At 44.1% G+C, this 19,858-nt stretch carries 18 protein-coding genes; 6 read left to right on the top strand and 12 right to left on the bottom strand.

The features are described from left to right. Positions 1 to 36: 36 nt before the first annotated feature. Both C3B73_RS02345 and C3B73_RS02350 read right to left on the bottom strand, forming a co-directional pair. Positions 37 to 465: a SufE family protein gene (locus C3B73_RS02345; protein WP_103664031.1), complete on the bottom strand. Its 429-nt coding sequence runs from the start codon at positions 463 to 465 to the stop codon at positions 37 to 39. A gap of 98 nt (positions 466 to 563) precedes the next feature. Further along, positions 564 to 1,817: a PAS domain-containing protein gene (locus tag C3B73_RS02350; protein WP_103664032.1), complete on the bottom strand. Its 1,254-nt coding sequence runs from the start codon at positions 1,815 to 1,817 to the stop codon at positions 564 to 566. A 117-nt stretch (positions 1,818 to 1,934) separates the two neighbouring features. Between C3B73_RS02350 and C3B73_RS02355 the strand changes: the two genes are divergently transcribed. Next, complete coding sequence (locus C3B73_RS02355; protein ID WP_232802944.1) at positions 1,935 to 2,738, top strand: formylglycine-generating enzyme family protein; 804 nt, start codon at positions 1,935 to 1,937, stop codon at positions 2,736 to 2,738. Between the two features lie 38 nt (positions 2,739 to 2,776). Here C3B73_RS02355 and C3B73_RS02360 read toward each other — a convergent pair whose 3' ends face one another. After that, a complete protein-coding gene (locus tag C3B73_RS02360) occupies positions 2,777 to 3,934 on the bottom strand; it encodes an acyl-CoA dehydrogenase (RefSeq protein ID WP_103664034.1) in 1,158 nt (385 codons plus the stop codon). A 173-nt stretch (positions 3,935 to 4,107) separates the two neighbouring features. Here C3B73_RS02360 and C3B73_RS02365 point away from each other — a divergent pair, with 173 nt between their 5' ends. From C3B73_RS02365 to C3B73_RS02380, 4 genes are read left to right on the top strand one after another with little or no spacing between them, the layout of a single operon-like run. Further along, a complete protein-coding gene (locus C3B73_RS02365) occupies positions 4,108 to 5,517 on the top strand; it encodes a methylmalonyl-CoA mutase subunit beta (RefSeq protein ID WP_157939401.1) in 1,410 nt (469 codons plus the stop codon). After that, positions 5,517 to 7,661, top strand: a complete 2,145-nt coding sequence (scpA, locus tag C3B73_RS02370) for a methylmalonyl-CoA mutase (RefSeq protein WP_103664036.1) — start codon at positions 5,517 to 5,519, stop codon at positions 7,659 to 7,661. The genes C3B73_RS02365 and scpA overlap by 1 nt, the downstream gene beginning before the upstream one ends. Continuing rightward, positions 7,658 to 8,650, top strand: a complete 993-nt coding sequence (meaB, locus tag C3B73_RS02375) for a methylmalonyl Co-A mutase-associated GTPase MeaB (protein WP_103664037.1) — start codon at positions 7,658 to 7,660, stop codon at positions 8,648 to 8,650. The genes scpA and meaB overlap by 4 nt, the downstream gene beginning before the upstream one ends. Positions 8,651 to 8,673: 23 nt before the next feature. Continuing rightward, entirely contained in the window at positions 8,674 to 9,657 is a 984-nt protein-coding gene (locus C3B73_RS02380) for an endonuclease/exonuclease/phosphatase family protein (RefSeq protein WP_103664038.1), read from the top strand. Between the two features lie 22 nt (positions 9,658 to 9,679). Here the strand turns inward: C3B73_RS02380 and cdaA are convergent, their stop codons facing one another. The 8 genes from cdaA to C3B73_RS02420 form a co-directional block, all read right to left on the bottom strand. Continuing rightward, positions 9,680 to 10,492, bottom strand: a complete 813-nt coding sequence (cdaA, locus tag C3B73_RS02385; RefSeq protein WP_103664039.1) for a diadenylate cyclase CdaA — start codon at positions 10,490 to 10,492, stop codon at positions 9,680 to 9,682. 15 nt (positions 10,493 to 10,507) lie between these two features. Beyond that, on the bottom strand, positions 10,508 to 11,338 hold the full coding sequence (folP, locus tag C3B73_RS02390) for a dihydropteroate synthase (RefSeq protein WP_232802945.1): 831 nt from the start codon (positions 11,336 to 11,338) through the stop codon (positions 10,508 to 10,510). Between the two features lie 25 nt (positions 11,339 to 11,363). Further along, a complete protein-coding gene (locus C3B73_RS02395; RefSeq protein ID WP_103664040.1) occupies positions 11,364 to 11,699 on the bottom strand; it encodes a ferredoxin family protein in 336 nt (111 codons plus the stop codon). 126 nt (positions 11,700 to 11,825) lie between these two features. Further along, complete coding sequence (locus C3B73_RS02400; RefSeq protein WP_103664041.1) at positions 11,826 to 13,055, bottom strand: alkaline phosphatase family protein; 1,230 nt, start codon at positions 13,053 to 13,055, stop codon at positions 11,826 to 11,828. 81 nt (positions 13,056 to 13,136) lie between these two features. Then, positions 13,137 to 15,803 carry a TonB-dependent receptor gene (locus C3B73_RS02405; protein WP_103664042.1) on the bottom strand — a complete coding sequence of 889 codons (2,667 nt, stop codon included), beginning with the start codon at positions 15,801 to 15,803 and terminating at the stop codon, positions 13,137 to 13,139. A gap of 197 nt (positions 15,804 to 16,000) precedes the next feature. Continuing rightward, positions 16,001 to 16,696, bottom strand: coding sequence for a TIGR04283 family arsenosugar biosynthesis glycosyltransferase (locus C3B73_RS02410; protein WP_103664043.1), 696 nt, complete (start codon positions 16,694 to 16,696; stop codon positions 16,001 to 16,003). A 140-nt stretch (positions 16,697 to 16,836) separates the two neighbouring features. Beyond that, positions 16,837 to 17,883, bottom strand: coding sequence for an arsenosugar biosynthesis radical SAM (seleno)protein ArsS (gene arsS / locus C3B73_RS02415; RefSeq protein WP_103664044.1), 1,047 nt, complete (start codon positions 17,881 to 17,883; stop codon positions 16,837 to 16,839). A gap of 47 nt (positions 17,884 to 17,930) precedes the next feature. Then, on the bottom strand, positions 17,931 to 18,266 hold the full coding sequence (locus C3B73_RS02420; RefSeq protein WP_103664045.1) for an arsenosugar biosynthesis-associated peroxidase-like protein: 336 nt from the start codon (positions 18,264 to 18,266) through the stop codon (positions 17,931 to 17,933). A gap of 179 nt (positions 18,267 to 18,445) precedes the next feature. Between C3B73_RS02420 and C3B73_RS02425 the strand changes: the two genes are divergently transcribed. Beyond that, a complete protein-coding gene (locus C3B73_RS02425) occupies positions 18,446 to 18,925 on the top strand; it encodes a hypothetical protein (RefSeq protein WP_103664046.1) in 480 nt (159 codons plus the stop codon). On the opposite strand, the gene C3B73_RS02430 is transcribed toward C3B73_RS02425, so the two are convergent. Continuing rightward, the gene (locus C3B73_RS02430; protein ID WP_232802947.1) at positions 18,922 to 19,812 is read right to left on the bottom strand and encodes an MBL fold metallo-hydrolase; all 891 of its coding nucleotides are present in this window, start codon (positions 19,810 to 19,812) and stop codon (positions 18,922 to 18,924) included. The two genes, C3B73_RS02425 and C3B73_RS02430, sit on opposite strands and share 4 nt — an antisense overlap. Positions 19,813 to 19,858 lie beyond the last annotated feature (46 nt).

Below are 19,858 nucleotides of genomic sequence, written 5' to 3' on the forward strand. Positions count from 1 at the left end.
TTAAGAAAAGGAAATTACGGAAGGAGAACCATTAGATTACGATAACGTTTCACTGGATTTAAAGGCCATGGCATAGATCTTCATTTGTTTGATCATAGATGCCAATCCATTGGCCCGGGTAGGTGACAGATGGCTTGCCATACCAATTTTATCAATGAATTCAGGCTTTGTATTTATGATCACATCCGGAGTTCTTCCCGAATAAAAACGGATCATCAGAGATACCAAGCCTTTGGTAATGGCAGCGTCGCTATCAGCATTAAAGATCACTTTTCCATCTTCCATTTTGGCGGTAAGCCAAACCTGACTTTGGCATCCCTTGACCAAATTTTCATCGATCTTATCATCTTCCGGAAGTGGGTCTAATTTCGTCCCCAATTTGATGATGTACTTGTATCTCTCCTGCCAATCTTGAAGCAGTTCAAACTCTCTTACAATACGGTCTTCAGTTTCTTTAATATCCATTTTTATTTTGAATATACGGGTTCAGATAGTCCCTATAAAGAAAAAGCCCGATGATCGGGCTTTTTCTTCTCTTTTAATTTTAATTAGAAAGCGTAGAGTCAATTCTCCACTTCAAGCTCTATCATGGCAACGCTTTTTACGCTCTCGACCACTTTTCCGTTAGTGCCATAATCCGGCTTAAAGGATTGAACAACTGAAATATAATTACCATCAGAGGTCTTATATCTGCAATTGACGCTTGTGGATGTACCTTCAAAGGCTTTCTCCATGGCATCTTCCACATCACGCAGATCATCAGCATGGACTACATTTTTCACGCCTTCCTTGATCACTATATCCGGATCAAGTCCTGTCAGGGCCGAGTACCCATCGGATACAAACTTACATCCGGTCTGCCCGTTTTCCTGTATCACAAAGCGTAACACAAACTCATCTTTTTTCCCGACAATGGATTCCAGGTCCTTTTTCTTACGCTTCAGCGTTTCGATGATGCGATCTCTTAATGAAATATTATCAAAATGGATCCTGATGATCGTCTCTTCATTATTTACAAAGTAGTTGACCTTTCCTTCCAGTTTAACGGTCTCACCGTCTTTCTGAGTAAATTCCCATTGGTAAGGTGATTCTTCTATCTGCTCTGCATCAAAATCTGAAAACAGTCGTTTTACTTCTTCTTTGTCATCTTCTAAAACAAGATCCCAGAATTTAATGGTCTTGAATTCATCCGCATCATACCCAAGCAGGTTCTTGAAGGAACTGTTGGAGGAAATGATATTGCCCTGAACGTCAAGATCCACGAAGGTTTTCTTAGACTCTTCTACCAGGTTGTCAAAATCCAGGTTGGCATCAAATACCAGTTTACCTGATTCCTTGCGATCTGTAATGTCTCTTTGATAAGATACCCAGTGAGTGATCTCACCGTTCTTGTTGGTCAGAGGATGAATATCCCATTGGTTGATAAACTCGCTACCATCCTTCTTGTAGTTCACTGTGTGACCAAAAAATGCCTGTCCTTCAATCAGTCGCTCTTTTAACCGATCAAGAACATGACGATCTGTTTTTTCACCCTGAAGCATTCGCGGGGTATTTCCGATCGCCTCCTCTTTGGTATAACCGGTCATCTTGGTAAATCCATCATTTACATAAACGATCTTTGGGCCGGGTTTCTCAAGATCAAGGTCTGTGATCAGAATAGAATCGTAATCGTGTTTGATGGCTTGTTCGAGAAGCGAGAGCTGTTGGTTTACTCTTAAAAATCTGTTCTCTAGTTCCGTGTACAGCTCTTTTAGCTTCGAATAAGATGCTTCATCCTTACTGCATTGCTTCAGCTGATCTAATATTTTTTGGTCCATTACTGCTTTGTTTATTTGATCCAATGGTCTTATCTGCCAAGTTAAAACTCTGTATGTAACAACATCATTCCAAAATTTCTAAATTAATTTTGTTATTACTATTATATTAGTAACAAGATGATTAAATATGAACACATAGCTGTTTTAGTGGCACTCACCTTCTTTAGCGGGTGTGCAATGTTACAGAAAAACCCTTCAATATTGAAACCCGAAATGGTCTTTGTTGAGGGCGGTACTTTTTTAATGGGAGACCTGATAGACAGTACCAACACTGATGCACTGCCATTACATGAGGTCACACTAAATGACTTCTATATTGGTAAGTATGAAGTAACCTTTCAGCAGTATGATGAATTTGCAGTATCTCAGGGCAAAAAGTTACCCAGGAATGATGATTACGGACGAGGGTCAAGAGCTGCCGTATATGTGAATTGGCATGATGCTAAAGCATTCTGTGAACATTTTGGGTGGAGGCTGCCGACCGAAAATGAGTGGGAATATGCCGCACGTGAGGGTGGGCAAAAAAGACTTTTTTCGGGGACAAACTCAGAAGACTCCTTATCGGCATATGCGATTACCAACGAAGGGAATATTTCTTTTGCCTACCAAACCGGTACAAAAAGACCCAATGCCCTGGGGATCCATGACATGAGCGGAAATGTATACGAGTGGATCGGAGCCTACTATCAATTTTACGAAAACCCTGACGATTGGCATGACCTGAAAAACAGTAGTGTAAGAATAATAAGAGGGGGCAGCTTCAGAGATGGGCCCTTAATGGCAAAAGTATATTGGAGAGTGGGCGTACTTGCTGATATTCAGGATTATGATATTGGTTTCCGCTGTGCCATTTCTCAGGAAGAGTTGAACAAAAGTGGGGTCTTTAACGGCTTACTGAGATTCCGAAACAAACAACCTTAAAATAAAAAGGGGGCCGAAGCCCCCTTTTTCTCACTCACTCATCGAAGTAGCAACTTGGCAATAGTGCTAAGCTGCATGTTCGTTGTACCCTCGTAGATCTTACCGATCTTAGAATCACGGTAATATTTCTCTACGGGATATTCTTTCACATATCCATATCCACCAAACAGATCCACGGCTTGAGAACTTACGCTTTCAGCTACTTCTGAAGCATAGAATTTTGCCATAGCGGCTTCCTTCAGGAAGTTTTGTCCGGCCATTTTCTTTCTGGCGGCGTTGTAAACCAGTAATCTGGCAGTTTCAATATCTGTTGCCATTCTTGCAAGCTGGAACTGAACGCCCTGAAACTCTCCAATGGCTTTACCAAACTGCTTACGCTCCTGTACATATTCCAAAGCAGCATCAAAAGCCCCCTGGGCAATACCGATCATCTGGGCTCCAATACCAACACGACCTTCATTCAAGGTTTCGATGGCTACTTTATATCCTTTTCCAACTTCGCCCAATACATTTTCTTTTGGCACGCGAACATCTTCCAGCAGGATCTCACAGGTTGAGCTTGCACGGATTCCCAGTTTATTTTCCTTCTTGGCAATTGAAAAGCCTTCCATACCGCGTTCAACCACAAATGCTGTAATACCTTTATACCCGGCATCCGGATCTACCGTTGCCATTACGAGGAAGATATCCGCTTCATTGGCATTGGTGATCCACAGCTTAGCTCCATTCAATACAAAATGATCACCATCTTCTTTAGCTGATGCCTTAAGAGCGAATGCATCACTCCCTGAACCGGCCTCAGACAAACAGTAGGCTCCTACTTTTTCAGTGGCCAGTTGTGGCAAATATTTTTCTTTCAGATGATCGGATGCAAAATTCACGAAGGCATTGTTTACCAAAGTATTCTGAACGTCCATAAACACACCGGCTGACGCATCTACGCGGGAGATCTGCTCAATAGCAACGATCGACATCATAAAGGTTCCGCCACCGCCTGAGTATTGTTCCGGGATATCAATACCCATTAGCCCCATCTCAAAAAATTGCTTTACCAGATCCGGATCAAGTTTTGCTTTCTCATCCATTTCTTCAACCAGGGGTTTGATCGAAGCTTGTGCAAAATCAGCCGCAGCGTCCTTTAACATTTGTTCATCTTCGGTAAGCTGAGTCAGTGGGGCAATTAATTGGTCCGTCATGTCCTTCTTAGTACGTCGTTATTAATATTTATGTGAGTAGGGTCAGGAATATACAAATTGTAAGCGCTTTTTTACTAATCAAAACGGTATTTTTTAACACCTGTTAGTAAAGAACTTCTGACCTCTTTATTTTGTAAGTCTATTATTAATCCCAACTCTCAACCTGTATTGTTTTGAAAGATCTGAATTTTGAGGATGAACTTGATTTCAACGAGTTCCCCCCTGTATCCACTGAAAAATGGGAAGAAATCATACAGAAAGACCTGAAAGGCAAGAACTACAAGGACGTTCTCCGATGGGATACCGGTGAAGGCTTCAATGCCCTTCCCTTTTATCGTTCTGAAGACCTAAAGCCACTCGAGCATTCCACGCATCCCTTGACCTCCTCCGGAAACTGGAACGTACTTGAGATCATTGAGGCTGCCTCTCCGGAAGAAGCCAATAAGCAGTGTTTACACGCCCTCGAAAATGGTGCCGGCGGACTTGATCTTCGTCAAAAATCAAACAGCCTGTCATCCAAAAGTGATCTTGAAACCTTGTTTAAAGACATTCAGATCGAGATCATTTCCATAGTATTTGGTCCGTCCATTTCGATTCCGAAAGTGGCCGGGTGGTTCAGAGAGATCATTTCAGATCGCAAGCTGGATCACGATTCACTGGACCTTCATTTTTCAGCGGATCTTTTTTCGCAATGTTTGGTAAGTGGAAAACTCCCGGATAGAGAAGACCTCAAACCGTATCTGAGTTCCCTCACACAAGCATCCATTTCTTTGGTTATAGATACCTCAGCTTACGCCAATGCAGGAGCCAATTTAGTACAGCAACTCGCTTTTTCCCTTGCTGCCGGAAATGAATATCTGGGTATGGATCAGGAACTTGCCGATAAGCTCTCTTTTCGGTTTTCAACAGGTACGCGATACTTCCCTGAGATCGGGAAATACAGAGCTTTCCGTTTACTCTGGGATCAGGTACTGAACGAGTATGGGGTTTCTGAGCATCAGGTAGAGATACTGACTGAAACAGCACTTTGGAATAAAACCCAGAATGATGCTTACAATAACATGCTCAGGACCACCACTGAGGCCATGTCTGCAGCTATTGGCGGCTGCCAAAGCATGTCGGTTCATCGCTTTGATGATCACTTTAACGAACCAACTCCCTTTGCTTCCCGGATTGCAAGAAACACTCAGTTGATCCTTCAGGAAGAAGCCTACCTGAGCAGAGTATCGGATCCTGCTGCCGGCTCATATTATATAGAGGTGATCACCGAAGAATTGTGCAACCAGGCCTGGGGGCTTTTTCAAAAGATCGAACAAAAAGGCGGTTTTTATGAAAGTTTGAGATCAGGATACATCCATGATCTGATCATGGAAGCCCGACAGGCTAAGATCCGATCCTACAGGCAAGAAACAGAAGTATTAGTCGGCGTAAATAAATACCAACCGGATGAGACCATTAATGACCTAACCGACAAACAGATTTTCACAGATGTTTCAGACGAACTTCCATTTAAAAACACGACTGACATTCCGGCTATAGAACCTTTGCACCTTGAAGCTGAACTCCAAAAAGGAGATGCATAATGAAGAAAGATTTTTCAAATATAGACCTTAAGCTTAACGGTTCATCCTCAAAAAACTCTCCCAATAATGTTGAGTGGGATACCCCGGAACAGATCCCGGTTAAGCCACAATTCAATCAAGGTGACATTGAACCGCTGAACCATCTTGAATATGCTGCCGGTATTCCTCCGTATCTAAGGGGACCTTATTCGACCATGTACGCCGTTCGGCCGTGGACGATCAGACAGTACTCCGGATTTTCAACGGCCGAGGAATCCAATGCATTTTATCGCCGAAACCTGGCAGCAGGACAGCGTGGTCTCTCTGTTGCTTTCGACCTTGCCACACATCGTGGATATGATTCCGATCACCCACGGGTATCAGGCGATGTAGGAAAAGCCGGCGTGGCTATCGATTCTGTCGAAGACATGAAGATCCTGTTCGATCAGATCCCGCTCGACAAGATGTCCGTTTCGATGACCATGAATGGAGCTGTAATTCCCGTTATGGCCTTTTACATTGTAGCGGCTGAGGAGCAAGGGATTTCTCCCGAACAGCTCTCCGGTACCATCCAAAATGATATTCTGAAAGAGTTCATGGTTCGGAATACTTACATCTATCCGCCTGTGCCTTCCATGAAGATCATTGGTGATATCTTCGAGTTTACTTCTCAGAATATGCCTCGCTTCAATTCCATTTCGGTCAGTGGTTACCATATGCAGGAAGCCGGTGCCACTTCTGACATCGAATTAGCTTATACCCTGGCAGATGGTTTGGAGTACCTCCGAACCGGTATTGAGGCCGGCATGGATATTGATGAATTTGCTCCTCGTATCTCCTTTTTCTGGGCCATTGGCATGAACCATTTTATGGAAATCGCCAAAATGCGGGCAGCCAGATTGCTGTGGGCCAAGATCGTTAAATCCTTCAACCCAAAAAATCCGAAATCACTTTCACTCAGAACGCATTCTCAAACGTCCGGGTGGAGCCTTACAGAGCAGGATCCATATAACAACGTTGCGAGAACTACCATCGAGGCCATGGCTGCTGCCCTTGGGCATACGCAATCTCTGCACACCAATGCCCTGGACGAAGCCATCGCATTACCGACCGATTTTTCTGCACGAATTGCACGAAATACGCAGATCTTTCTACAGGAAGAAACCGGCATTACCAAGGCCGTGGATCCCTGGGCGGGCTCTTATTATGTGGAATATCTGACCGATAAGATCGCACGCCGAGCCTGGACTTTGATCGGTGAGGTTGAGGAACTGGGTGGTATGGCAAAAGCCATTGAGACCGGCATTCCTAAAATGAGAATTGAGGAAGCAGCTGCCCGTAAACAGGCTCGCATCGATTCCGGAAAAGACACCATTGTCGGCATCAATAAGTATGTGACCGACGAAAAATCTGATATCGATATCCTGGAAGTGGATAATGATAAAGTTCGGCGGTCTCAGATCGAACGGATCAACCAAACCAAAGCCGACCGAAATGATGAGAACGTAAAAGAGTGCCTTGATAAAATTACCCAATGCGCTGAAACCGGTGAAGGAAATTTATTAGCTTTAGCCATTGATGCCGCCCGTGAAAGAGCCACCCTCGGTGAGATCTCTGACGCTATGGAAAAATCATTCGGCCGTTACAAAGCAACCATTAAATCAATTTCAGGCGTGTATTCTTCGGAACTTAAGGACGACGATCAGTTTAAAGCAGCCCTAAAACGAGCAGATGAATTTGCCGAACTGGATGGCCGCCGTCCGCGTATTATGGTTGCCAAAATGGGACAGGATGGTCACGATCGCGGAGCCAAGGTGATCTCAACCAGTTTTGCTGACCTCGGTTTTGATGTGGACATCGGCCCTCTTTTCCAAACCCCGGAGGAAGCCGCCCGACAGGCCGTGGAAAATGATGTGCATATTCTGGGCGTTTCCAGCCTGGCAGGCGGACATAAAACACTGGTCCCTCAGGTTATCGAGGAGTTAAAGAAACATGGGCGGGATGATATCATGGTCATTGCCGGAGGAGTGATCCCGCAGCAGGATTACGACTTCCTGTATAAAGCAGGCGTGACTGCTGTATTTGGTCCCGGTACGGTGATTCCACGGGCTGCCAAACAAATACTGGATACCCTCATCCAAAATTACTCAAACAACGGTTCATGAGTCGCACTCTCCCGACAACACAAGAGTTTATAGATGGCATACTTTCCGGAAACCGGATGCTCCTTAGCCGCGCGATCACACTGGTTGAAAGTACAAAAAGGGATCATCATGAAATGGCGCAGGATATCATTGAGGGATGCCTGCCTCATGCCGGAAATTCCATTCGAATTGGGATAACCGGTGTACCCGGTGTCGGGAAAAGTACTTTCATTGAGGCGTTCGGAAATCACATCATTGAAAAGGAAAACCGTTCACTGGCTGTATTGGCTGTTGACCCAAGCAGTTCTCGGACGAAGGGAAGCATCCTGGGTGATAAGACCCGCATGGACACTCTTTCAAACAACCCAAACGCCTACATCCGCCCCACTCCCACTTCCGGGTCGCTGGGTGGTGTAGCACAGAGTACGCGTGAAACCATCACGCTTTGTGAAGCGGCCGGTTTTGATACCATCCTGATAGAGACCGTTGGGGTCGGGCAGTCCGAAACCGCTGTACACTCGATGGTAGATTTCTTCTTATTGCTGATGCTCGCCGGTGCCGGAGATGAACTTCAGGGCATTAAGCGCGGCATCATGGAGATGGCTGACTCTATTGCCATCAATAAAGCCGATTCAGGAAATGAAGAGGCCGCCAAACGTGCTAAATCCGAGTTTAAGAACGCGCTTCACCTTTTCCCGCCAACAGAGTCCGGCTGGATCCCCAAAGTGACGACCTGTTCAGCTTATCACAATAAAGGCATTGATGATGTTTGGTCGATCATTGACGAATTTATCCGTCATACCAAAACCAAAGGTTATTTCGATTCCAAAAGGAAACAGCAAGCCGTTTACTGGCTTGAAGAAAGCATCAATCAGGAACTCCACCGTAAGTTTTATGAGAACAAGGAACTGAATACCATGCTTCAAACCTTTCGGGAACAGGTTCAGAATGGAGAAGTTTCAACCCAAAAGGCAGCCAATCTGCTTATCGATCATTTTTTAAATACTTAACCACTCAAGAATTTTTAGCTCTTATGTCTTATAGTAAACACATACTTTCGTTATCCTTGCTTCTATATGCCCTTGTTATTTTTTCAGGTTGTGGCAGCGATACTACCCCAACTCCAATTGATACCAACGAGCCTGAACCAAACACCGAATTTGCACCGGTAGGTACTTCTTCAACCCTGGACTTCGGAACCTGGAACCTGGAATGGTTTGGTGATACCAGCCGAGGTCCCTCTGATGAAAACCTGCAGCTTGATAACGTCAGTTTTGTGATATCCGGATTGGATCTTGACATCTGGTCGGTTCAGGAAGTCACTTCCACTTCCCATTTTAACGATCTCTTGGACAGCCTTGAGGGGTATGAGGGCTTTTTAGCTAACGATCCGATCGTACAGAGTGATTCGGCTTATTACGAAGATTTTGGAAACAATGAACAGAAAGTGGGTTTGATCTATAAGCCCGAACTGATCACGGTAAATTCGGCTCAACCTATTTTAACAGATTACGATTACGAGTTTGCTGGCCGGCCGCCACTTGAGGTTCAGCTTACTGCAAGTATTGGTGACGAATCTGCCGACATTGTAGCCATTTTGATCCATGCCAAATGCTGTACGGATAATGAAGATTATGATAGAAAACTAGCGGCTGCAAATGCCTTAAAATCATACCTGGATACTACATGGCCTGATGCTCATGTGATGGTGTTCGGTGATTTCAATGATGATATTGATGAGTCTATTTCTTCAGGCAGAGAATCCGTTTACAAGGCTTTTGTAGATGATTCAGATGATTACGTTTTCCCAACCAAAACACTGTCTGATAACAACATCTCATCCACGACCGGGTATCCTGATGTGATCGATCACCACCTGAATTCTAACGAATTATACTCCTTTTACGTAGATGAGTCAGTCATGTCCTTTCAGCCTGAAGACTATGTACCGAACTATGAATCAACCACGAGTGACCACTATCCTGTGTTAACCCGTTATTCCTTGATTCAGAATTAAGATCTGCAAGTAAGAGTCCCGATCAGCTTAGGTTCATGTCGGTTTGAGAACTGAAGGCCACATCTTCCTCAAACTTCTGATTACCGAAGGATTCTTCCATCTCGGCCCGGAGTTTTTGAATGGTCAGTCCACTGGTGAGGGCTCCATTCCGGGCAATAGAGATTCGGCCTGTTTCTTCAGAAACCACGATCACAAACACGTTGTTTGACTCGCTGATACCCACAGCCGCCCGGTGCCTGGTTCCAAATGATGTTGAGATATTCGGGTTTTGTGAGATAGGCAGATAGCAGCTTGCAGCCACGATCCTGTTTCCGCGGATAACAACGGCACCGTCATGCAGTGGGGTTTCTTTTTTGAAGATAGTCACCAACAGCTCGCTTCTGATCTCAGCATCAATATTCACGCCGGCATCAACCAGGTCTTGAAGGGATGAAGTTCTGGCGAATACGATCAAGGCGCCGATCTTGTTCTTTGACATTTCCTTGACGGCTTCGATCACTTCATCAATAGTTTTATCAGAGTTGTTGGTCGTGAAGAATCGATCCAGGCTGGTGTTCGTCCCAAGTCGATACAGCAATTTCCTGATCTCCGGTTGAAATAAAATGATCAGGGCAATAATACCCACATCCAGGATCTGGCTCAGAATAGAATTCAGGGTTGTAAACCCAAGTATCCCGATCACTACATTCAGGATCACCACAAACAGGATCCCCAATGCGGCCTGAATAGCAAACGTGCCCTTCACCCAACGATACAGATACACCAATACGAGCGCTATAATTAGCGTCTCGGCAAAATCTTTTATTCCGAATTCGAGAAAACCGATCGGGAACAAAGTTGCTCCTTTCTGTTACTGTTGAGATTGAATTGCGTTGAATATACGAATAGAATCCGAAGCTTCCTCTACATCATGCACTCTCAGTATATCCGCCCCTTTCATCAGGGTATGATAATGCAGAGCAATGGTTCCGGCTAATCGTCCGTCTGTTGGCCGCCCGTTTAATATGGCACCTATCATTGATTTCCGGGAGGCTCCTATCAATATAGGTAAATCAAATTTATTAAAAATCTCAAGACCGCTTATCAATCTCAGGTTATGTTGTAGCGTTTTCCCAAAGCCAATACCCGGATCCAGAATGATCTTGCGCACCCCTTTGGTTCTCAGTTCTTCGAGTTTTTCCTCAAAAAATGAAAATATATCCTGCAGTACATCATCATACTGCGGATCCTGTTGCATGGTTTTGGGATCTCCCTGAGAATGCATCAACACATACCCCGCTTCAAATTCTGCACAAAGATCAGCCAGCCTGGGTTCTTTTTGAAGGCCACTGACATCATTCACTATATGAACCCCTTTTTCTAATGCAGCCTTTGCTACCTCATACTTGGTGGTGTCTATCGAAAATTCCACATCCGAAAAGAGAGAGATCGCCTTTTCGATGACCGGTATCACCCTGTCAATTTCTTCCTGAACCGATACGGGGTCTGAACCCGGCCTCGTAGATTCCCCTCCAATATCTATAATTGAAGCCCCATGCTGGATCATGATATGAATTCGATCCAGTGCCCGGTCAACATCCAGATACTTACCACCGTCACTGAATGAATCGGGTGTGGCATTCAGTATGCCCATAACTTTCGGGCCGCCGGCGATATGTAAGTAAGGATCTTCTTTCAGCAAATAATCGGTATTAGGACGACTCAGACTACCAGTTCTCTACCAGCTTGTCTTTCTTGTCTTCAACTTCAGCCCATTCGTCGGCATCATCCAGAGAATCTTTTGTTTCGTTGATAATGCGATCGGCCCATGAATCAGCAAGGCGCTCGTTCAGATCAATATAATCTTCCCATTTTTCAGGTACTTCATCATCAGGATAAATTGCTTCTACCGGACATTCGGAAACACATGCATCACAGTCGATACATTCCATCGGGTCGATGACCAGAAAGTTCGGTCCTTCGCGAAATGCATCCACAGGGCAAACAGCCGCGCAGTTAGTATATTTACATTGAATACATGGTTCAGTTACGATGTATGCCATTTTATATAGTCTGTTTTTTCAAGTAATGGGGTAAAAATTTTGCAGATTGGAATATCCCTTCACTTTAGGATAGATGCAATCTTTATAGCACTAATGAAATGCTTTTTTCTTTGAACCGTTCCGTGTTTAATTCAACATCACGGATACACTGTCTAAAGATCCGTCTGTTTTAGCCGGTTCAATGCTCAACAGGTGCGTCATCAATTCGTATAAGTGAACATTTTCAAAGGTTTTCATTCTGAATCCTTTCTTGAAGTCAGGACCCGCAGCCACAAATAAAGCATGCATTTCCTTTTCCTGATTATCGAAACCATGAGTTCCACCGCTTGGATACTCAGGCCGGGCATCAAATACTTCTTGTGTATTGATCGTATATCCAAGATCAGCCACGATCGTTAGTTCCGGGATCCTTGCATGGTTCTTCAGATGATATCTTTCCGGGATCTCATCCTTTAAATACACCTTGTAGTGTTCTTCATTTACTTTTAGCGCCTGATAGATCTCATCAATTTTTTCGTCGTCTTTTACATCCGCCATGATGACCGGACTGAAAGCGATCATCTCCAGGTCTTCAGGATCGATGATATCATCCAGTACTACCATTCTTTTTCTGGAAACAGCTGCCATTCCATGGTCTGAAACGATCATGGTATTGGTAATTGCAGACAGATCGGATTCCTCCAGCCGTTGCATCAGGTAACCAACCAGCTCGTCAGCTTTTTTAACAGCCTCCACTAATTCATCCGAATCAGGACCAAACCGGTGCCCTTGAGTATCCACGAAGTGAAAGTACAGAGTGGCCAGATCGATCTCATTTTCATTGTTCAATGTCATCCATGATATAACCGAATCAATTCTGGCTGAGTCACCCATTGATTCATCATACTTCTTCCAGAAAGTTGGGCGCAGATCTTGAATGGGTGCTTCTGAGCCTACCCAAAACATGGTTCCGGCATTTTTTCCGGCTTTTTCAACAGTATTCCAGATCGGTTCACCCTGATACCACTCGGGATTTTCAACGGCATCCCGGTTGCGGATCGCAAAGCGTTCGTCCATGTCGGGATCATACATATTGTTTCCCACAAACCCGTTGTTTTCAGGATACAGCCCGGTAGCTATAGCATAGTGATTGGGAAAGGTCTTGGATGGAAAGATCGGAATAAGTCCATCACTGATCACTCCGGCTTCCACAAGCTTATCAAAATTGGGAGTCTCGGTTTTGGTGAGGTAATCATATCTGAAACCATCGAAGGAGATCAACAATACCTTCTCTCCTTTGGGTTCATTTGAGGATGATTGACTTGAGCAGCCAATAGCTGTTATTAATAGAATGAGTGTAAAGATCAGATTTTTCATAATGCCTGAAAATAAAAAAGCAGCCTGTCAGAAACAGGCTGCTTTAAAAAGTTTACTTAGTTTTTACTTTGGTGTGTAAGCTTAGAAGTTTACACGGATTCCAAAGTTATATCGTCTTGGAAGACCCAAGAAAACTTCAGCATCATCCGCATCGTGATCTTGATCAAATCCATTGAATCTACTGTTATCCGTAGCATCCTGGATATATGTTTCATCCAGTACGTTGAAAATGTTCAGGAAGAGTGAAGAACCTTCAAGAATATTATCAAGCGTGTAATTCAAGTGCAGGTTGAATACAGTGTAGTTAGGTGCCTGCCATGTTTGGGCTCTATCATTTGGATCGTCTCTGTTGATCGGATCGAAGTCTGACCAGTGACGGTAGAATGATGTACCAACAACCTGAACATCAAAATTGTTCATTGGCTGCAGACCTAAGACATAAGCAAGCTGTGCTTGAGGAGCATTACCTACCTTAAGTCCATCAAGGTAGAGATTCAGTTCAGTTGCACTGTTTGGATCTCCCTGATCAGCTAAGTATGTAGCAGAAACATCGCTTTGGTATTCCCACAGGTTATAAGAACCGGAAACATCCAGACGTGCCCAATCAGTAGGCTTGTAAGAAGTTTCAAGCTCTACACCGGTGTGCATTTGGTCAAGACCGGAAATGTTGATCAGTCCCTCATCGCCATTTGGCTGATCTACACCACGTGTAAATGAACGGTCACGTCGGTCAGTCAGGTAGTAGTTAGCATTGAAGCCAAAAGTACCACTTGGGTCGCGGTAACGAACACCGGCTTCGTAGAAGTAAAACTTCTCATTTTGTGGGTCTTCATTAACCGCTCCGTTAAAGTCGCTGATAACGTTATCAAAAATTGGCACTTTAGAAATGTAACCAACATTCAGGTAAATCCCTGTGTTGTCAGTAACGTTGTAAAGACCACCGGCCTTCGCCTGGTAACCTACAATGTTGTCAGACTCACGAGTCAATGGGCTTCCACCTTCGTTGATAAAGAAGTTTTCGTGAGAGTACTTAATGGTTGAAATACCACCTGTTGCATAAACACTGTACTTGTCAGTAGCATATTCACCCTGTACATAACCACCATACCAGTCAACAGTATTAGTGAAGTTATAGTCAACTACATCACCCAATCCGGCTCTGTAATTTGGATTGAATGGGTCGCCTGTTTCAACATAGTAACGGCCACCGAGTAGATCACGTACTTCACGATAGTGTTCGATCTCGGCCGTTCTCCAGTCTAAACCAGCTTGCAGCTCAAAGCTTTCATTTACCTGGTAAGACAGCTTAAGAATATCACCAATGGTCCACTGGTTGTTACGGCTGTTACGCAGAATTCCGTTAGCTTCACCGTTTGGATCGTTATCTGCAATGGTTGCATCCCAGTCAGCTATTCGCTGATTGTGAGTGTAATCCCATTCAATATCACCAAGGGTACCAGTACCGCCACCTTGACCACCAGAGTAATAAAGAACGTTCGTCAGGGTCAGCTTGTCGCTAAGCTCACTGTACCAGTTCAGGTTGATCTGTGGCTTATGGAAAAAGTTTTCACGTTCGTTAATGAAGTCTCTGCTGTAACGGTTTTGAATGGACGCACCATACCAGGCACCGTCACCAACATATTGTTTCTCATCATATGTGTTAGAAACGCCCGCAACGTTTGCATTGAAGAAACGTCCTTTTTCCCAGTGAATATCAGCAGCAGCAGGATCATACCCATCCAGGCTCAGTGCATAGTCGCGATCGTAAGTAGCTGTATTCATTTTGTAGAGATTCTGTCCGTGACGCTGAGGGGCACCAAGAGCAAAAAGATCTAAACGATTGCTTTCATTAACCTGGTAAGAAGCTGCAAGGTGGTAAGCCCACTCGTCAGCCCAGGTTCCTTCTACAAGACCTTCAGCTGTTTTTCTTACACCAACAGCACTAAAGGCAAACTTGTCATTGATCATACCAGAGTTCAATTGAAGGGTGGTTTTATTCAAAGCACCACTTCCATTCTCAAACTTGATAGAGCCACCCGCTTTATTTTGAGTCGGGTCAGTAATAATGTTCAACGTACCACCTACAGATGGAACCGCAAGGTTTACGTTTGAAATACCTCTCTGCACCTGAATAGAACGAGCAGCATCACCAACACCACTCCAGTTTGACCAGTATACCCAGCCGTTTTCCATATCATTTACAGGCACACCGTTGATCATAACGGCAACGTTACGCTGGCTAAATCCACGCACGTTAATCCTTGCATCACCGGATCCACCACCTTCACCGGTAGAGTAAACAGATGGCGTGATGTTCAGAACTTCAGGAAGGTTACGGGAACCAAGCTGAGTTTGAATAGCTTCCTGATCAACATCAGTAAAAGCTACAGGTGTAGTTTGATCTGAACGAGAAGCAAATACCTCAAGTGCTGTCAAAGACGCACTTGTCAGCTCAAGTTCAAAATCCAGTTCCAGGTCGCTGGAACCAACAGTAATTTCTTCAGTTATAGTAATATAACCAACACTGGAAACACGGATGGTGTATGTACCCGGCTCAACGCCTCTGATCACATACTCACCGTTCAGGTCAGTAGCATTACCCTGGGACGTGCCCATTAGGATCAAGTTGGCGCCAATGATTGGCTCTCCCGATCCCTGCTCTGTTACGGTACCACGGATGGCAGACTGCGCAAATGCCGCCCCGGAAATACCAAGAATTAAAAATACAGTGGATAGATATTTTAACATGGTGTTTGTTTTTTGTTGTGAGGTTTTGTTAAAAACGACTTTAGAAACATTCTTACATATTATTCCAAGTCATAAACTTAGAGCTTAAATAGATATTGAAGCCCGGTAAAAGACCTGACTAGATCTAAGATTCAAGCCTTGCAAAGATAGGGATTATAAATCCCAACATCCCCGACTTTTTTCTATTTAACACTAACTTAATACGTCTTGCTGATCGCGTGTGAACGATAAAAGTTCACGATTGTCTCCTGCTTTACTCCAGCATAAAACAACAGCACAATAATACTAAAAATCAGCTGCAATTTGAAGACTCCTATCTCCTCATAGCGGCGAGCAGAGGTAGTTACCGATTTGGGTATGATTCGGAACTGCATTCGTTTTTTTATGCGCCTCACGATCTCCTGATCTTCCATTACCACAAGCGCTTCATCAAACCCGTTTATTTCATTAAATACCTTTTTTTCCACGAACAGACTTTGATCACCAAAGCGAAAAAGATCTACATCAAATTTTGTGAACCAGGCATAGAATGTTAACGCAGGGTGGTCACGATCAAAAGTTAACCGAAAACACCCGCTGCATGCACCACTCTCAATGGCCTTTTGGATGTCATTCAAGAACGAAGGAGGAGGAAATGAGTCGGCGTGCAAAAAATACAACCACTCACCTTTTGCAACCTTCGCTCCATAATTCATTTGCTGCGCCCGGCCTTTTTTGGGGGATTTGTGAACCGAGGCACCTGCTTTTTCAGCCTCCGCCGCCGTTTGATCTTTGCTTCCCCCATCAACCACAATAATCTCGGCATCGCCTACGGTGGTGTTCTCTTTAAGAAAGGCTACCAGCTTCCCAATATTCTTTTCTTCATTAAAAACGGGGATGATTATGCTGACCATGAATGCTTTTTAACTTAAAACCGATCTCAGAATTTATATAAACGTGCCTGATGACATACCTTGGCGTATGCAATACGCCCTTACTGTTTCCTGACTATCTTTAATTCAAAATTCAATGTTGAATGTACTTTGCTGAATATTCAAGTGGTTGCCCCGCCACAGCTGCTTCCGGCTCCTGCCGTACAGCCAAAACAGTGCTGATTGACCACGATCTCCCGGTCATTAAGCTTGCCAAGATCAAAATTTCTAATGTGCTGAACACTATCCTGATGGGTTTCCATCTCCAGCATCTGATTGAAATCACAGTCATATAAACTTCCATCCCAACCAACGGAAATGGTATTACGGCACATCACCCCCATAGCGGCTGAGGGATTAAAGGATTCCACCAGCTTTTCCATGTAATCATCCAGATTACCGGACATCAACAGGAAATTCAGGAATCGACTGATCGGCAAATTGGTAATAGTAAAGAGATCATTAAACTCAATATCATGTTTCCGCCTCAGCTCCTTTTTGAATTCCTGCTTGATCTCCTCCTGATCTCCCGGCAGAAAAGCCCCAACCGGATTGTAAACCAGATTCAGCTTTAACCCGGTGTCTTTTTTCCCATAACCGATCTCATTCAGTCTCTTCAGCGCCACAATGGACTTGTCGTAAGTCCCCTCACCCCTCTGTCGGTCAGTCCTGGATCTACTGTAAAAAGACAGCGAACAGGTCACTTCTACTTTGTGCTTTTTAAAAAACTCCGGCAGGTCGCTGAATTTATTGGTCGTCAAAATGGTAAGATTGGATCTAACAATGATCTGTTTGCCCATTTCAGACACCTGTTCCACAAACCACCTGAAGTGCGGGTTCATTTCCGGAGCCCCACCGGTCAGATCTACGGTTTGTATGTCCGATGACCTCAGTGCCTTAAGGCAGTATTCAAACGTTTCTTTACTCATGATCTCCTGCCGGTCGGGGCCCGCATCCACGTGGCAATGTTTACAGGTCATGTTACACATGTATCCGACGTTCATCTGAAAGATCTCGATCCCGGTTGGTTTAAGTGGGAACAGTCCAATATCATCCAGTTTATCTTCGAATCTGGACAGAGACTTGATCCTGTCGTTGTGTTTATTAATAATATCAAGCTGCACATGAGGCTTTGATAGTTCGTGCGTTTCTGCTTTAAGAGACTTCATTAAAATAATAGTTTAAACATTCATCAGTGATTTTTGGGTCTGCCAATTTACATGGATACATCCTTCACTTTGTTCATCATCTGCACGCCATGCACCAGGGAGGAACCTCCCCTAATGGCAGCCGACACGTGCACCGCCTCCATCATTTGCTCCTCACTTGCTCCGTTTTCCAGGCTGTCAGTTGTGTAGGCATCAATACAATAAGGGCATTGAACCGTATGAGCGACCGCCAGTGCGATCAGTGCTTTTTCACGTTTTGATAGCGCTCCTTCTTCAAAGACCTCTCCGTAATAATCAAAAAACTTTTTCCCCAGTTTCTCCTGAAATTCAGAGATATCGCCAAATTTTTTCAGATCATCTTTAATGTAGTATGATTTTTCCATGACATGCCGTTGTTTTTATTAATAGTATATTTGATGCCCGCTTCAACCCTATTCTTACTAAAATAATTTAGGGAAGAGCCAAGCCGTGATTCTTAAGAACTAATTATTTTACTTAAATATGAAACCATTCTTCTTAATTTCCCTTTAAGTACATATAAACACTAACTAAATCTCAAAACATGAAACTTATAAAACTACTTAGTTTACTATTTGTCATAACCGGATTTACTCTTTTGTCTAATCCGAGTGCTTACGCTCAGGCAAATGGAAATGGCGGCAATGTTGGTATTGGTGCCATGCTGGGTGAACCAACCGGTATTTCAGTTAAGGTCTGGAATAACTCCAACAACGCCTTCGATGCCGGTGTAGCCTGGTCATTCGGCGATAATGATGCTCTACATTTACACGCTGACTACCTGTTACACAAATGGTTCAGTGATATCGATCAGGGCGCGCTTGCTTTCTATTACGGAATTGGTGGGCGATTGGCTTTTAGTGATCCTGATTCTGAGATCGGAATCAGAGTACCTTTTGGACTAAACTACATCATTCCTGATTCACAGATCGACCTGTTTGTGGAAGCTGTGCCAATTTTAAATCTGGCACCTGATACTGATTTTGACGGCAACGGTGCGGTTGGTATCCGTTATTATTTCTAAACTAATGCCAGGAAAGGATCGGGCGGGTCAAGAGAAATGACCTGCCCTTCTTTTGCTAAACCAACGTGTTCAAATTTTGAGGCATATCTTTTCTGAACCTCCCGGTTTACCTCATCTAATGTATCATCATCCTTATCAGGATCATGATGTATCAGACACAATCTTTTAACTCCGGCTTCTTCAGCCAGCTCTACTACTTCTTCCCAGGCTGAGTGCCCCCACCCTTTTCGGTCTTCATATTCTTCTCTGTTGTATTGCGAGTCATGCAATAACATATCTGCTCCTTTTACAAAAGAGATAAATTCTGTTCTAAAATCATGCACGTCCTTTCGGTCACCTAACATGATCTCATTATCCGGAGCATAGACAATGGTAGAATTGCCTGCCGTTAACTTATAGATCGCGGTTGGCACGGTATGTACCGCCCACATATATTCCACTTGATAGGAACCGAAATCTACAGGCTCAGGGTCTGTAGTGATGCAGTTGATATCCGCCTCCAGCATATCCATAGATACCGGAAAAAAGGTATTGGACATATGCCCCTGTAAGATCTCCTGACATCCCATATCTCCATTTGGCGGCATATAGATCCGGAAACAATTTTCTGCATCATAAAATGGCTTAAAGAAAGGAAAGCCCTGCAAATGATCCCAATGTGGATGTGTTATAAACACCCGGCCTTTATGCCCCGCTCCGTTACCGTGAAGCTCGTTTCCCAGATTTCTGAACCCCGTTCCACTGTCGAATACCAATAACGTATCCTCACCGGGTATTTCTACCTGAACGCAGGACGTATTACCACCATATCGCATGTTTTCATCGTTTGCGCATGGTGTAGAGCCTCTGACTCCCCAGAGTTTAATTTTAATGGGTTGTGAGTTCAAATGATCTTGATTTTTAGACCGGGATGTCCTTCCGGGATGATAAAAT

The organism is Gracilimonas amylolytica, assembly GCF_002911695.1.
GTDB lineage: Bacteria > Bacteroidota > Rhodothermia > Balneolales > Balneolaceae > Gracilimonas > Gracilimonas amylolytica.